Here is a 14,525-nt window from a genome sequence, read left to right as displayed (position 1 = left end):
CCTCAGTCCTGCATTTCGGTCTGGCGTTCGACAGGGTCGATCAGCACGGCTTTCTGCTGGCGCACCAGCAGGTCGAGAATTTCTTCCTGACGATCGCCCAGCACGCCGGAGAAGCTGATGCCGCTGGATTTGGTCGGCGCCAGCATCGACACGCGGTACAGCTCGATACTCAATGGCGAGTCGATGGACAGCGGCCCGCTGCCGTTGCCCGCCAGTTCACCGCCGACCACGATCAGCGAGACCTTGGCGTCGAATGGGTCGAGGGCGATGTCGCGGTCGGTGTCGGTCAAATCCTTGATGTGGCCGTACACGCCGGTCAGGCCGTTGGCCATCGAGGTGTTTTCGTACAGCTTGATGTTCACGCTGTTACGTATGCGGATGCCGTGGCGACGGTTGCTGATCACCTTGTTGCCCCACAACAGGTTGTCGCCGCTCTCATAGAGGGTGATGCCGTCGGTGTGGTTGCGGTAGATCTCGTTGTCGGCGATCAGGTTGTTCACGCTGTTACGGTCGATCACCAGGCCCGAAAGCTTGTTGTCGTAGCTGCGGTTGTTGAAGATGAAGCTGTCGTTCACTTCCCGGGAAATGATGATGCCGTGCTTCTTCTTGGTGCCGTACACGGTGTTGTCCGCGATGATCAGGCCGTGGGAACGGTCATGGGGGTCAATGCCGTAGACGATGTTGTCTTTGTAGGTATTGCCCTTGATCACGAAGCCCGTGGTCTCATAGCAGTAGAAGCCGTACCACATGTCCGAGAACTCGGAGTCGATGATCCAGCCGGTCGGCTCAGGGCGCTTGAGCACCTTGGCCATGTTCGGCGTGTACTGGGAAATACTCACCCCGTACGACTTACTGTTGGCATAGCCGAAGCTGGCCATCTTGGTTTTGGAGATGTAGGTTTCGGTGCCGCCCCAGGCCAGCAGGAACGGGCGGAATTCCTTGGGCGACTGGAAGGTCGCCGGGCCGTTGGCCTTCTCTTTCCAACCGGTGATCCGGGTGTCACGCACAAACAGCTGGCCGTCGTTGATCAGGAACGAACCGGCTTCCTGGGACAGGCGCAGTTCTTTGGTCTGCTTGTCGATGTCCAGGATGCCCTTGCGGCCGACCACGATCGGCAACTTGGCCAGGAATACGCCCGGCGAGGTTTCGCTGAAGTACTGCTTGGGCACTTTGCCGAGCAGGTCCTTGAGGTTCATGTAACCGTCGTCGACAAAGATCGCCTGGGGAATGCCGTGCTGGCGCACCACCCATTCGGCCATCTTGTTGTCGCCGCCGATAAAGTCCTTGAGGGCATCTTCCTGCATCATGCGACGGATGCTGATCTTGCCGGGCTTGGTGCGGACGATCTTCTTTTCCATCGCTGCGGCGGTATAGCCCGACAGGTCAGGCAGGGCCGGCTTGGCCATTTCCAGCGGCGCGGTCGGCGGGCTGGAAATGGTGTAGGTCTTGGCCTGTTGCAGTTCCTTGGCGATGGTCGGCGCCTTGGCCGCCGTATCGGCAAACGCTGTGGCACTGGCCACTAGCATTGCCGCGACGAGTAGGCTTTGAGCATTCATTGCACAGGCTCCCATCAGAATTTCCAGATCACGTCGACAAACGCGCGATGCATGTACGAGTCGACCTGGCTGCCATAGGCGTCACCCGGTTTGAACACACCGGCGCGGAAACGCACCAGGGCTGACGGCTCTTCAACCGACTGGCTGAGCGCGGCCGGCAGCAGGCCGGTCTTGAAGTACTTGGTGACCACCAGGTCCATCTCCTGGCCCAGGTCTTTCTTGCCGTCTTCAAGGGGCAGGGAAGTGCTGGACAGGATCGCGCCGGTCACGTCATCGGTGTTGTTCTGCACCGCATCGATGCCGTTGCTGCCCACCGGCTTGTTGCCGTCGACACGCCAGAACTTGTGGTACACGAGGCTGGCGTCGTAGTCCTCACGCAGCTGCCAGGAACCGAACAGGCTCATGGACTGCATGTTGTTCATCTCGCCGCGAAACGCTTCGCCGAAACGGTGGACGCGGGACTGGGTGCCGGTGAAGTTCGAACGGTTGCTTTGCAGGCCGTTCTGTTCGTATTCGGCACTGGCGCGGGCATAGGCCGCGCCCACTTGCCACTGCGGGTCGAGGCGCAGGCGGATACCCAGGTCGGTAGCCCAGCCACTGACGTCATCACTGCGTTTGGCTTCTGTCGGACGGGTGCCATCGGCGTTCAAGGCATTGACCGAGTCGCGGTCGCCTTTCATGCCGGTGATGCTGGCCCAGTAGTTGACGGTGTTGGTGTTGCGCCAGTTGTAGGCGTCGCTGTTGGCTTCGATGCCGAGCCAGGTCAGGTCGCCGTTCTCGCGCTTGTCCAGCGAGTCGGTGGCGACGCCCGGTTCCGGGTAGTCGAGCTTGCCGTTGTCATGGGTGTGGTGGCCCCGCAGGCCGATCCACTGGCCTGGCGTCCACTGGTAGGACGCATCGGCGTAGAGGTGCTGACGGTCCTTGTCCTTGGGCGACAGTTCCTTGAGGTCGGTGCGGTATTCGCTGAAACGTTCGGCGACGCCGACGTTGGCCTTGAGCAGGGTGGTGTCGAAGGTCCAGTTCAGCGCTTCGATATTGGTGTCGCGCCATTGGCCGTCGTCGTTGCGCAGGCGTTGGCGACCGAGCTTGAGGATCTCGCCGGGGTAGGGCGTGAAGCCGCTGTAGCCGACCCAGAACTCGCGCATGGCCAGGTAGTTTTTCTTGGTCTTGCGGTCGTTGTTGGTGGTTTGCTGGTTTTCGTCATCCGCCGACTGTTGCAGGGTGTCGGTCTCGATGATGTCGCTCGAAGCAACCGCCTGGCCCATGGCATAGGCGCTCCAGTTACCGCTTTCGCCGTAGATCCACGGGCGCAGGTCGAGGCCGATACCGTTGACGTCGCCGCCTTTCTGGGTGCCGAGGTCGCGGTCATCTTCGGACTGCGCGGTGGCTTTGACTTCCAGGCCGAAGTTCTTGGCTTCGGTCAGCGCGGCCAGGGTCGGGCACGACCACAGCAGGGCGAAGGTCAGGCCGATGCCGGCCTGCACGAATGGATTGAGCTTCATAGGGATTCCTCGCCGTCTTCTTCTTCCAGGGCGTGCAGTTGCAGCGTGCTCTGGGCCAGGGTGCCGCGTGCGGCCAGTTCCTGTTGCACCAGGCGTTGGCCTTGGGCGCGTTGTTCTGGCGTGAGCGGAGCTTCGAGCTGCGTGGCCAGGTCATTGGCCTCTGGCGTGTCCTGGGCTTTAGCCAATTGGCTGAAGACATAGGCATTCAATGGGTCGGGCTTGGTGCCCTTGCCTTGGGAAAACAATTGGGCGATGGCGAAGTCGGCGCTGTTCTGGCCGTTGCGCGCAGCGGTCAGCAGGTGGTCCAGAGCTTTTTGTGAATAGACCTGGCCCAGGTAACCACGGCGATAGATCTGGCCGAGGTAGTAGTCGGCAGCCACTTCGCGGCCCACTGCTTTCTGGAAGTGCGCTTCAGCCGCCTTGGCGTCCGCCGGCACCCACTTGCCTTCGTAGTAGAGCTTGCCCAGCAACAGTTCGGCGCGCGGCTGGTCGGCGGCGCGGCCGTTGTCCAGGTACTTCATCATCTGGTCGACGTCGCCCAGTTCGGGGAAGTCGTAGAGCAGTTGCGCCAGGCTGACCCAGGAAGCGGGGTAGCCGGGGGCGATTTTTTCCAGCAGGGCCTGGGCGGTTTTCTCGTCGGTCTTGCCCAGCGTGGCGTCGCCCAATACGCGGGCTACGCTGTCGACGCGTTGTGCGGTGACAGTGCCGCGGCTGTAGCCGGCTTCCATCTGCTTGAGCAATTCGGCCTGTTTTTCCGGCTCGGCTTTTTTCTGGTAGACCGTGGCCAGCTCGACATAGCAGATGTCGGTGGTGTTCAGCGCGGCCTTGCAGATGCGCTCAACGTCATCCAGATGCTGGTCGTAGGTGTCCTGGGTGCGATACAGCAGCACCTGGGCCAGGCCGGCTTCCGGGTAACCGGCGGCCTGCCATTTGCTGATCTGCTGCTGGGCATTCACGTTGGGGAAACTGTGCGGGTATTGCAGGTACAGCATCGCCAGCGGGATCAGGGTATTGCCTTCGCCATTGGCAAAGGCCTTTTTCAGCAGGCCTTCGGCTTCATGGTGCTCGGCTTCAGTGGAGCCTGGCTTGGCCACCAGCAGGCGACCGAGGCGCGCCTGGGCGCGCGGCGAGGTATCCGCCGCTGCACGGTAGGTGGCCTCGGCCTGTTTGATTTGCGCCGGATCGCGGGTGCCTACCTGGATGTCGGCCAGGCCCACCTGGGCCTCGCTGTAGCCCAGGTCTGCCAGTTGCTGGTAATTCTGCTGCGCGGTGACGGTATCGCCACGCTTGAGCGCTTCATTGGCCAGGCGTTGGTCGGGCAGGCCGGCGCAACCGGCGAGGGCGATGGCCAGCGCCAGGGGCACAGGCAGGGTTCGAAGGGCGCTCATGATTAAAGACCCGCAGCCATGGCTTTATCGATCAGCCAGTTCAGGGATGGGCCACGGTCGCTGGTCACTTCCACCGGGCGGCCGGCGTAGGCGCTGTCCAGCGGGGCGTCAGGCTTGATCTGTACGCGGATGTCGGAGGACAGGTCGGCGCTGTTCAGGCTGGTGCTGCTGACGATGGTGCCGGTGCGTACTTGTTCTTCGTCGGCTACCTGGAAGCTCACCGGGGTGCCTGGGCGCACGTCACCGAACTGGCGATAGGTAAAGCGAGCTTCGACGTTAGCCTGGCTGCCGCGTGGCACCAGTTGGAAGATCACGTCGCCTTTGCTGGCGTACTGGCCGTCGGCGACCATTTGCTGTGCTACCACGCAATCGCACGGCGAGGTGAGCGTGCCGGTCATTTGCTTGCCGAACAGTTCTTCGACCTTGGCCGGTTGCAGTTGGTCTTCGTCCAGGTGGCCCTTGAGCACATCCAGCATGCTGGTGCTGAACGTCGCCAGTGGCGCGCCTTTGGCCGCCACCGAATCACCTTTGAGCAGGCTTTGCACGGTGCCGTCGCGCGGCATGGTCACGTTCATGCCAGGCACGCTCACCAGGCCGGCCTGGGCGTGGCTGACGAAGTACATGCCGTACACCGATTTGAACACGAAACCGAAGGCCGCCAGGCCCACCAGGAAGATCGCCAGGCTGAACGTCACGGCGCGCAGGCGGCCGAAGGCGCTCATGTTGCTGCCGCCGTCCTTGACCTTGCGCGCCTTGGTGAAGTTGTCGCGTTGCAGGGTCGCCAGTACATCACCCATGGTCACGATGTCGCCGGACAAGTGCGAGGTGATCAAGTGGCGCAGGGTGGAAATATCCTGGGCGTCGAGGTTCTGGAACTGGCAACCGGTACGGCCGCTCTGGCGGTCGTAGGAGCGGATCTGCAACTCCACATCCATGGCCAGGCCGAGGTTATCGATGACGAATTGCAGGCGACCCTTGTGCACTTCACCCACGGTCAACGGCTGGGTGGCGGTGAACGCCAGGCCGCCGGCGGACAGGTCGATGACCCGTGCTTCGGTCTGGGTGCGGTCAGTGTTGAAGAAGCGCAGCTTGGCCGGGATTTTGACCCGGGCATGTTGACGCTGGGCTTCGGATTCGTGGACAACGTTGGCGTTTACTTGGCTGTTCATGACGGTGTAATTCCTTGGTTAATTCAGGCTTGGCAGGGTCAGACCATCATCAGCAACACGGCAACGAAGATGCTGCCGGCGGAGAAGGTCATGGTCCGAGACGACCAGGTGTTGAACCAACGTTGAAAGCTGGCCAAATCGCGGGTCAGTTTGGTGTCCTGGCGGGTCCAGGACTGTTGATCAAGGCGGAAGAACACGTAGATCTTCACCAGCGCGCCCATGATCTGGTTGTAATAGAGAATCACCGGGTAAGCCGGGCCGATGTTGTGGCCGGAGCACGACAGCAGCAGGGTCAGGATCAGGCGGGTGATACCGATCCACAGCAGGTACGCGAGGATGAACGCGCCGCCGTACTTGAAGGTGGCGATGATTGCCACGGTCAGGCCGAGCAGGGAGGTCCACATCGACACGCGCTGGTCGAACAACACGATGCTGGTGAACAGGCCCAGGCGGCGTACACCCAGGCCGAGGGCACGGGAGTTCTGGCGCAGGTTGTTGCCGTACCAGCGGAACATCAGCTTGCGGCTGGCCTTGATAAAGCTCTTTTCCGGCGGGTGTTCTACGGTGTGGATCGCCGCATCGGGCACGTAGAAGGTGTCGTAACCCAGGCGCATCAGGCTGAACCAGCTGGACTTGTCATCACCGGTGAGGAACTTGAAGCGGCCCAGGCGCCAGTGTTGCAGCGAGTCGCTTTCCACGTCGGCGATAAAACCCGGGTCGGTTACGACGTTGGCACGGAACACCGACATGCGACCGGTCATGGTCAGTACGCGCTTGGACAGGGCCATGGAGCACATGTTGATGTGGCGTTGGGCGAAGCGCAGTTTGTGCCACTCGCTCATGATGTAGCCGCCGCGCACTTCGCAGAATTCGTTGGTGGTCAGGCCGCCGACGTTGCCGAACAGCTGGAACCACGGCACGGTCTTGCGCACGACGCCTTCGGCAAGCACGGTGTCGCCATCGATCACGGCCACCACGGCGCGGTCGTCCGGCAGGTGGCGGGAGATGGCGCGGAAACCGAAAGCCAGGCCGTCGCGCTTGCCGGTACCGGCGATACGCACGAAGTCGAGTTTGACGTGGTCCGGCGGGTTCATGCGTTCCCACAGGCTCTTGACCAGCAGCTCATCGGACATTTCCACCAGCGAGCAGACCACGGTGGTGGGGAAGCCGCATTCGATGGCCTCGCGAATCACCGAGCTGTAGACCTGCGCAGTGGTCAGCGCATCGATACGGAAGCTGGTGACCATCAGGAACACGTGGGACGGGTCGGCAGCCTTGCCCAGCTTGCGCACTTTACGGCGCAGGTGTGGGTAGACCACGTACAGGAACAGCATGCCGCGAAAGAAATGCGTAGCACCCATCGAGTAGCGCCAGATACCGACGGCGCCAATCAGGAAAATAAAATTCTTCGACTCGGAGTCGAACGTACTCGCCGGCAACAGCAGGGCGAGACCCATCAGCAGGCTCAGAAAGAACAGCCAGCCGGCGGAGTGGAGCAGTACGTGTTTTAACTTGGACATAAGCGTCATCCGAAGGTGAAGAAGGCTTCGAGCTGCAAGCGCTGGGGATTGGTACGCCTGCAGCTCGAAACTTACCGTTGCTGTTACCAGCAAATGCCTTCGGTGCGGCCGGTCGAGCTGGTGGCCTTGGACATGAAGCCCACCAGGTCGATCACTTGCTTGCCGTGCGGTGCGTTCTGCGCCAGGGCACGGAACTTCTCGTCACGGTTGCCGAGGATGATCACGTCGGAGTTGTTGATCACGTCATCGAAGTCCGAGTTGAGCAGGGACGACACGTGCGGGATCTTGCCTTCGATGTAGTCCTTGTTCGCACCGTGCACACGGGCGTACTCGACGTTGCTGTCGTAGATGCTCAGGTCGTAACCCTTGCCGATCAGCATTTCGGCCAGTTCTACCAGCGGGCTTTCGCGCAGGTCGTCGGTACCGGCCTTGAAGCTCAGGCCCAGCAGGGCGACTTTGCGTTTGTCGTGGCCGGCGACGATATCGAAGGCGTTTTGCACCTGGGATTCGTTGCTGCGCATCAGCGAGTTGAGCAGCGGCGCTTCCACGTCCAGGGAGCTGGCGCGGTAAGTCAGGGCGCGCACGTCTTTAGGCAGGCAGGAGCCGCCGAACGCGAAGCCTGGGCGCATGTAGTACTGGGACAGGTTGAGGGTCTTGTCCTGGCAGACCACTTCCATCACTTCGCGACCGTCGACGCCGACTGCCTTGGCGATGTTGCCGATCTCGTTGGCGAAGGTGACCTTGGTGGCGTGCCACACGTTGCAGGTGTACTTGATCATCTCGGCCACAGCGATGTCCTTGCGGATGATCGGTGCGTCGAGTTCTTCGTACAGGGACTGCAGGACATCGCCGGAGGCTTTGTCGAATTCGCCGATGACGGTCATCGGTGGCAGGTCGTAGTCGGCGATGGCGGTGGATTCGCGCAGGAATTCCGGGTTGACCGCAACGCCGAAGTCGACGCCGGCTTTCTTGCCGGAGCAGTCTTCGAGGATTGGGATCACCACGTTGGCGACGGTGCCCGGCAACACGGTGCTGCGGACCACGATGGTGTGGCGGGTGGTCTTGTCACGCAGGACAAAACCGATCTCGCGGCATACCGATTCGATGTAGTTGAGTTCCAGGTCGCCGTTTTTCTTGCTTGGCGTGCCGACGCAAATCATCGACAGGTCAGTATCACGAATGGCTTCGGCGAAGTTGGTGGTGCCGCGCAGTCGACCGTTTGCGATGCCTTGGCTCAACAGTTCGCCCAGACCCGGCTCAACGATCGGCGATTTGCCGGCATTGATCAGGTCGATCTTTTCCTTGGAGATGTCTACGCCGACCACTTCGTGGCCACGGGCAGACAGGCAACCGGCACACACTGCGCCAACGTAACCCAAACCAAATATGCTGATGCGCATCGCAATTACCTCTTTGTCATTGAAGACGGTATTAAAATCATGCCATTAGATGGCCGGAGTTCATGTTTGCAAACGTCACAAATGCCGCGAAAGTTGGGCGAATAGACGCCGACTTGCCGCGTACAGGCATGTTGAATAACGAGTGACTAACTATTGCACTCAAGTTGTGCGCAACTTGGCCTTGTTATTGGGGCCTGCCCTGAAATGCAGCCAGCCTTCCTGGGAGAAGGGCTTGGCGCCAGTGCCACAGGGCCTTGATAGAGGCTATAAGCCTTTAAGTATCAATGCCTTGGGTTGTCTCACTGACCCATTAGGGTAAGCACAGCCTTGGCCTTATAGTTCGTGGCAATGGATCCTTATCGCCGCTCTCAACTAATCGGTTGGTAATGTGACCACTGAGTCAAAGTTGAATATGACAACTTCGCTACTTCCGTTGGTCTGCCTTGTAAGTCATCTCCTACAGAAACAGAGAATTTCGTTACCGGTGGTATGAGCGGTGCTTTAGGACGAAGTTCCTGGCCGCTCATCCTGTTTCCGGAAATTTCTTGAAATATGGGCAAAGATGGCACTGGTACTATATTGATAGCACTTGCTATTTGGGCCAGTAGTTACAGGTAGTTGGCGCGTAGGGATAGTTTTGTGCCACTAGTGATTTAAAAAAGTGGTGCCACTACGAAAAAAAATCGGAAATGTCGAGTGAAAGAATTGTTAGGGATGTGTCGGTATATTTTTTGACGTCAAATAAATGACGATTTTTGGTGTGGAGCGCGGACAAAAATGTGGGAGGGGGCTTGCTCCCGATTGCGTTGTGTCAGTCGCCTATGTATCGACTGATGCACTGCCATCGGGGGCAAGCCCCCTCCCACATTTGGATTTCATTGTCTGAAGGAGGCTGGTACGGCCTTATTCCGGTGCGTGATCGCGCAAGAACACCAGATTGTCCGGCTTGGACTGCTCCGCATTGAAGCGGTAACCCTGCACATCGAACTGCTTGAGCTTGGCCGGATCGTTGACGCGCTCTTCGATCACGAAGCGGCTCATCATGCCCCGGGCCTTTTTCGCGTAGAAGCTGATGATCTTGTACTGGCCGTTCTTGAGGTCCTTGAACTCGGTGTTGATGATCCGCGCGTTCAGGGCCGTGCGCTTGACCGCCGAGAAGTACTCGTTGGACGCCAGGTTGAGCAGGACGTCGTCACCTTGTTCGGCCAGGGCTTCGTTCAGCCATTCGCTGATGCGCGTGCCCCAGAAGGCGTACAGGTCCTTGCCGCGGGCGTTGGCGAGTTTGGTGCCCATCTCCAGGCGGTACGGCATCATCAGGTCCAGGGGGCGCAGCAGGCCGTAGAGGCCCGAGAGCATGCGCAGGTGGTCCTGGGCGTAGCTGAAGTCGGCATCGGTGAAGGTGTCGGCGTTGAGGCCGGTGTACACGTCGCCCTTGAACGCCAATAAGGCCTGCTTGGCATTCTCAGGGGTGAAGGCCGGGGTCCAGCTGCCGAAGCGGGCGGCGTTGAGGCCGCCGATCTTGTCGGACACGTGCATCAATTCGCTGATCTGCGCCGGGCTCAGTTCGCGCAGTAGCTCGATCAGCGCCTGGGAGTGGTCCAGGTACTGTGGCTGGGTAAAGCGCTGGGTCGCCGGCTTTGACTCGAAGTCGAGGGTTTTGGCGGGGGAAATCACCATCAGCATGAAGTCGTCTCCTGTAATCGTGCGGGGATTCTAGGGGCTCGGGCGTTTTGACTCCACCTATGATGGCGATAGGCGCGATCCGCTATGATGGCCGACGACTCTGGAGAGGGAGACCCTGCGTGCGAATAGCGCTTTTGTTGTCGGCTTGCCTGCTGTGCCTGAATGCCCAGGCGGCACCGGTGGATGTAGCCAGCCTGGACCGTGGCACCTGGCCGGAAAAACTCAGCAGCCCCGCGCTGTTCGATGTGGCTTCGCGCGCGGAAATACTGATGTTCGCCCACAGCCTGCTGGCCAGTGAATCCCTGGATGAAGCCGCACTCAAGCAGCGCCTGGGCTTGAAGATCATCAACCTGGCCGCCATTGACGACCTGCGCCGCGAGCTTTGGCAGCGGTTGTTGGAGAACTACACCTTCGCCCAGCAAAGTTGCGAAGTCGACGCCTCGTTCTGCTACCTGGTGGAGAGCATGGACGACCTGCGAGAGCAGGCCGGCAAGTTGGCGATCAGCGAAGACTCCTTCTATATAGGCTGGGCAGCACCCAGCCATGCCTTCCATGAGCGCTATCTGGACGAACTGCTGCGCAAGGCCGCGCTGTTTCCGCAGATCAGCAGCGAAGTCGCGCGGTTTGGCGACCATGAGCGCAATGGCGATGAGTTCAACGACCGCCTCTTCCTGCTGACCTTCGACGGCGGTCCGGCACCCGTCAGCGGTAATACCGACTGGCTCGCCGACTACCTGCGCAAGCAGAAGATGAACGCCACCTTCTTTGTCCTCGGCAGCAGCCTGCAAAACCGCGTGGAGCGCAGTTCCGCCGCGCAGGTGGAGGCGTTGTACCAGGGCCAGTGCGTCGGTACCCAAGGCTGGCAGTACCGTTCCCACAGCCATTGGGTGGACTGGCAAGGCTCCATCACCCGCAGCGCGCAGTTGGTGCAGAACCTGATGCCGGAAAACTACGTGCCGCTGTTCCGTCCGCCTTACGGGCAACGTCGCGCGGACAGCCAGGGCTTCTTCCAGTCCCAGGGCTTGCAGGTGGCGTTATGGGACATCGATTCCCAGGACGAGCCGGGCAAGCTCAAGGCCGATGAGTCGGCGCAGCGGGTGCTCACATTGATGCTGTTGTGGCGCAAAGGCGTGATTGTGTTTCACGACACCCAGGACAAGGCGCGGGTGGCCTTGCCGATGTTGCTGCAGGCAACGGCGCAAAGCGGGCTGGGTTGGCAGGACTGCCGGGAAGCATTTCGTTAAAAAGATGAAGTGCCCGGCCCTGTTGGGTGCGAGGCATTTTTGCACTGATTTTTTGCGACATTTCGATGCAGGCGGACTTCCGACTTTAACGGTGCATCGAGCACTCGGCTAGTGCTATTCGTCATCCTGAAAAATAAACTTCAAAAAAGCGTCAAAGTGCTTTTTCCTGTCATGGGTTTTGCGGTATTACGAAGTCAGATCGCCGAAACCTGCAACACAGGTGGCGTCTTCCAAGACTCCTCATGTGGGCACTGCGCTTGACGTCACTCAGGTGCAGTCGGTGGTCGAATCGAGGCGCAGCACTGTCGTGGTATTGCGTCGACTGGCTCCCACAAAGGTGACCGAGTATGGATGATCATGGACGCACCCCTTCTTCCGACCAGCCAATCCTTTATGTGCTTGATACCAATGTATTGATCCACGATCCAAACGCACTGCTTAACTTCGAAGAACACCACGTCGCTATCCCGATGATCGTGCTTGAGGAGCTCGACAAACTCAAAAGCGGGCACCACAGCGTGGCTGCCGAATGCCGCCAGGCTATCCGCCTGATCGACAAGACCCTGGGCGAAGCGTCACCCGAGGACGTTGAAGTCGGCGTGCCGATCCAGCGCGGCAAGAGCGGACCCAAGGGCTTGCTGTCGATTCTGATGAGCAAGCGCAGCGAGCCCAACAGCCTGCTGCCGGAAAACCTCAACGACAACAAAATCATCAACCAATTGATCGACCTGCACGCTCGCGACAAGGACCTGCGCGTGGTGCTGGTGACCAAAGACATCAATATGCGCCTCAAGGCACGAGCGTGTGGGATCGCTGCCGAGGACTACAGTACCGACCAACTGGTCGACGACGTGTCGATGCTGTCCCGTGGTTATCACATGATGACCGGCTCGTTCTGGGACCGTGTCAGCAAGGTCGAAACCCGTCAGGACCATGGCCGCACCTGGCACCAGGTGCAGTTGATCGACAACCTGCCGGCTGTGCATATCAATGAATTCATCGTCGACGAGCAGGGCTTCGTGGGCTGGATCAAAGAGATCCAGGTCGACAAGCTGCTGATTCTCGACCTGCATCAGGAACCCCTGTTGCACCAGGAAGCCTGGGGCCTGAAACCGCGTGACATCTACCAGAGCCTGGCGCTGTATGCGCTGCTCGACCCGGACATCCACCTGGTCAACCTGACCGGCGCTGCCGGTTCCGGTAAAACCATCCTCGCCCTGGCCGCCGCCATCGAGCAGACCATGGTGACCAAGCGCTATCGCCGCATCATCGCCACTCGCTCCGTGCAGGGCCTGGACCAGGAAATCGGCTTTTTGCCCGGTACCGAGGCGGAAAAAATGGAGCCGTGGCTGGGGGCGATCACCGACAACCTCGAAGCCTTGCACATGGATGACGAAAACACCCATGGCAGCGTCGACTACATCCTCAGCAAAGTGCCGTTGCAGTTCAAATCCCTCAACTACATCCGAGGTCGCAGCTTCCAGCAAAGCCTGATTTTGATCGATGAATGCCAGAACCTGACCCCGCACCAGATGAAAACCATCATCACCCGTGCCGGCGCCGGTTCCAAAGTGGTGTGCCTGGGCAACCTGGCACAGATCGACACCCCTTACCTGTCCGCGACCAGCTCCGGGCTGACTTACCTGACGGAACGCTTCAAGGATTTCCCGAACGGCGTGCATATTGCGCTGCAAGGGGTGCCTCGCTCGATTCTGGCCGAATACGCAGAGTCGCATCTCTGAGTAGCAAGCTTTAAGCTACAAGCTGCAAGTGGGTCCTGTGAGCTTTTCACTTGCCGCTTGCAGCTTGTAGCTTTTTTGCTGCCTCAAGGAGGCCTCGTGCTAACTCATCTCGATTCCCAAGGTCGCGCCCATATGGTCGACGTCACCGACAAGTCCGTGACGTTCCGTGAGGCGGTGGCCGAAGCGCGGGTGCGCATGCTGCCCGAAACCCTGCAAATGATTGTCGACGGCGCCCATCCCAAGGGCGACGTGTTTGCCGTGGCCCGCATTGCCGGGATCCAGGCCGCGAAAAAAACCAGTGATTTGATCCCCCTGTGTCACCCGCTGATGTTGACCGGGGTCAAGGTCGAACTGAGTGCCGATGGCGCAGACTCGGTGCACATCGTCGCGCGCTGCAAGCTGTCCGGGCAGACCGGCGTGGAGATGGAAGCGTTGACGGCGGCCAGTGTCGCCGCGCTGACGATTTACGATATGTGCAAGGCCGTGGATCGCGGCATGACCATCGAAAACATTCGCCTGCTGGAAAAGCTCGGCGGTAAAAGCGGGCATTTCAAGGCGGATGGACAATGAGCATCAACGTACTGTTTTTCGCGCGTTACAGCGAAAAAATAGGCCTGGATTCACTTGAGATGGAAGGCGATTTCGCCACTGTCGATGCCGTGCGCCAGGCGTTGGCCGGCGATCCGGGCTTTGAAGTGCTCAACGAAACCAGCTTGATGTGTGCCCGCAACCAGGAGTTGTGCGCTCTCGACGAGCCGTTGCAGGCCGGTGATGAAGTCGCGTTCTTCCCGCCCGTGACCGGAGGCTGAGCATGGCCATTCGTGTACAGGTCGAGGCCTTTGACCCCGGCGCGGAAGTCAACGCCATGCACGCCGCGAATGTGGGCGTGGGCGCGGTGGTGAGTTTTGTCGGCTATGTGCGCGACTTCAACGAGGGCCGCGAGGTGGCGGGGATGTTCCTGGAACACTACCCCGGCATGACTGAAAAAGCTTTGGCCAAGATCGCCGTCGAAGCTGAACAGCGCTGGCCGCTGCTCAAGCTCGAAGTGCTGCATCGTATCGGTGCGCTGCAGCCGGGTGAGCCGATTGTGTTCGTGGCGGCCGCCAGTGCCCATCGCCAGGCGGCGTTCGACGCCTGTGCGTTTGTGATGGATTACCTGAAAACCCGTGCGCCGTTCTGGAAGAAGGAAAATACCCGCGAAGGGGCGCGTTGGGTGGAAGGGCGAGACAGCGACCACGCTGCAGCGGATCGCTGGAAATAGCCAGCCGAACACAGAACCAAATGTGGGAGGGGGCTTGCTCCCGATAGCAGGGTGTCAGTC

At 60.0% G+C, this 14,525-nt stretch carries 12 protein-coding genes; 5 read left to right on the top strand and 7 right to left on the bottom strand.

All coding sequences use genetic code 11. The features are described from left to right. Window positions 1-2: 2 nt before the first annotated feature. The 7 genes from algG to yaaA form a co-directional block, all read right to left on the bottom strand. Window positions 3-1,571 carry a mannuronan 5-epimerase AlgG gene (gene algG / locus AB1462_RS01985; protein ID WP_090409222.1) on the bottom strand — a complete coding sequence of 523 codons (1,569 nt, stop codon included), beginning with the start codon at window positions 1,569-1,571 and terminating at the stop codon, window positions 3-5. Next, the gene (locus tag AB1462_RS01980; protein WP_090409219.1) at window positions 1,571-3,058 is read right to left on the bottom strand and encodes an alginate export family protein; all 1,488 of its coding nucleotides are present in this window, start codon (window positions 3,056-3,058) and stop codon (window positions 1,571-1,573) included. Before AB1462_RS01980 ends, algG begins: the two co-directional genes overlap by 1 nt. Further along, complete coding sequence (gene algK, locus AB1462_RS01975) at window positions 3,055-4,446, bottom strand: alginate biosynthesis TPR repeat lipoprotein AlgK (protein WP_090409216.1); 1,392 nt, start codon at window positions 4,444-4,446, stop codon at window positions 3,055-3,057. Before algK ends, AB1462_RS01980 begins: the two co-directional genes overlap by 4 nt. A 2-nt stretch (window positions 4,447-4,448) precedes the next feature. Continuing rightward, on the bottom strand, window positions 4,449-5,615 hold the full coding sequence (locus tag AB1462_RS01970) for an alginate biosynthesis protein Alg44 (protein WP_146371482.1): 1,167 nt from the start codon (window positions 5,613-5,615) through the stop codon (window positions 4,449-4,451). Window positions 5,616-5,653: 38 nt separating this feature from the next. Beyond that, window positions 5,654-7,135: a mannuronan synthase gene (gene alg8, locus AB1462_RS01965; RefSeq protein ID WP_167654758.1), complete on the bottom strand. Its 1,482-nt coding sequence runs from the start codon at window positions 7,133-7,135 to the stop codon at window positions 5,654-5,656. Between the two features lie 83 nt (window positions 7,136-7,218). After that, entirely contained in the window at window positions 7,219-8,535 is a 1,317-nt protein-coding gene (locus AB1462_RS01960) for a nucleotide sugar dehydrogenase (RefSeq protein ID WP_090409211.1), read from the bottom strand. A 903-nt stretch (window positions 8,536-9,438) separates the two neighbouring features. Next, window positions 9,439-10,218 (bottom strand): peroxide stress protein YaaA, encoded by a 780-nt coding sequence (yaaA, locus tag AB1462_RS01955; protein ID WP_367246071.1) that lies wholly within the window; start codon window positions 10,216-10,218, stop codon window positions 9,439-9,441. 119 nt (window positions 10,219-10,337) lie between these two features. On the opposite strand from yaaA, the gene AB1462_RS01950 reads away from it, so the two are divergent. The 5 genes from AB1462_RS01950 to moaE all read left to right on the top strand — a co-directional run bounded on the left by AB1462_RS01950 (window position 10,338) and on the right by moaE (window position 14,465). Then, a complete protein-coding gene (locus AB1462_RS01950; RefSeq protein ID WP_367246069.1) occupies window positions 10,338-11,462 on the top strand; it encodes a polysaccharide deacetylase family protein in 1,125 nt (374 codons plus the stop codon). 347 nt (window positions 11,463-11,809) lie between these two features. Next, window positions 11,810-13,204, top strand: coding sequence for a PhoH family protein (locus AB1462_RS01945; protein WP_032877681.1), 1,395 nt, complete (start codon window positions 11,810-11,812; stop codon window positions 13,202-13,204). Window positions 13,205-13,300: 96 nt separating this feature from the next. Beyond that, the gene (gene moaC / locus AB1462_RS01940; protein ID WP_027604721.1) at window positions 13,301-13,774 is read left to right on the top strand and encodes a cyclic pyranopterin monophosphate synthase MoaC; all 474 of its coding nucleotides are present in this window, start codon (window positions 13,301-13,303) and stop codon (window positions 13,772-13,774) included. Next, window positions 13,771-14,013, top strand: a complete 243-nt coding sequence (moaD, locus tag AB1462_RS01935) for a molybdopterin converting factor subunit 1 (protein WP_090409202.1) — start codon at window positions 13,771-13,773, stop codon at window positions 14,011-14,013. Before moaC ends, moaD begins: the two co-directional genes overlap by 4 nt. Window positions 14,014-14,015: 2 nt before the next feature. Next, on the top strand, window positions 14,016-14,465 hold the full coding sequence (gene moaE / locus AB1462_RS01930; RefSeq protein WP_367246067.1) for a molybdopterin synthase catalytic subunit MoaE: 450 nt from the start codon (window positions 14,016-14,018) through the stop codon (window positions 14,463-14,465). The last annotated feature ends 60 nt before the right edge of the window (window positions 14,466-14,525 follow it).

It is taken from the genome of Pseudomonas sp. SB113 (genome assembly GCF_040754745.1).
GTDB lineage: Bacteria > Pseudomonadota > Gammaproteobacteria > Pseudomonadales > Pseudomonadaceae > Aquipseudomonas > Aquipseudomonas grimontii.
Note: the sequence above shows the minus strand (reverse complement) of the source record. Positions and strands in the feature narration are given on the sequence as shown.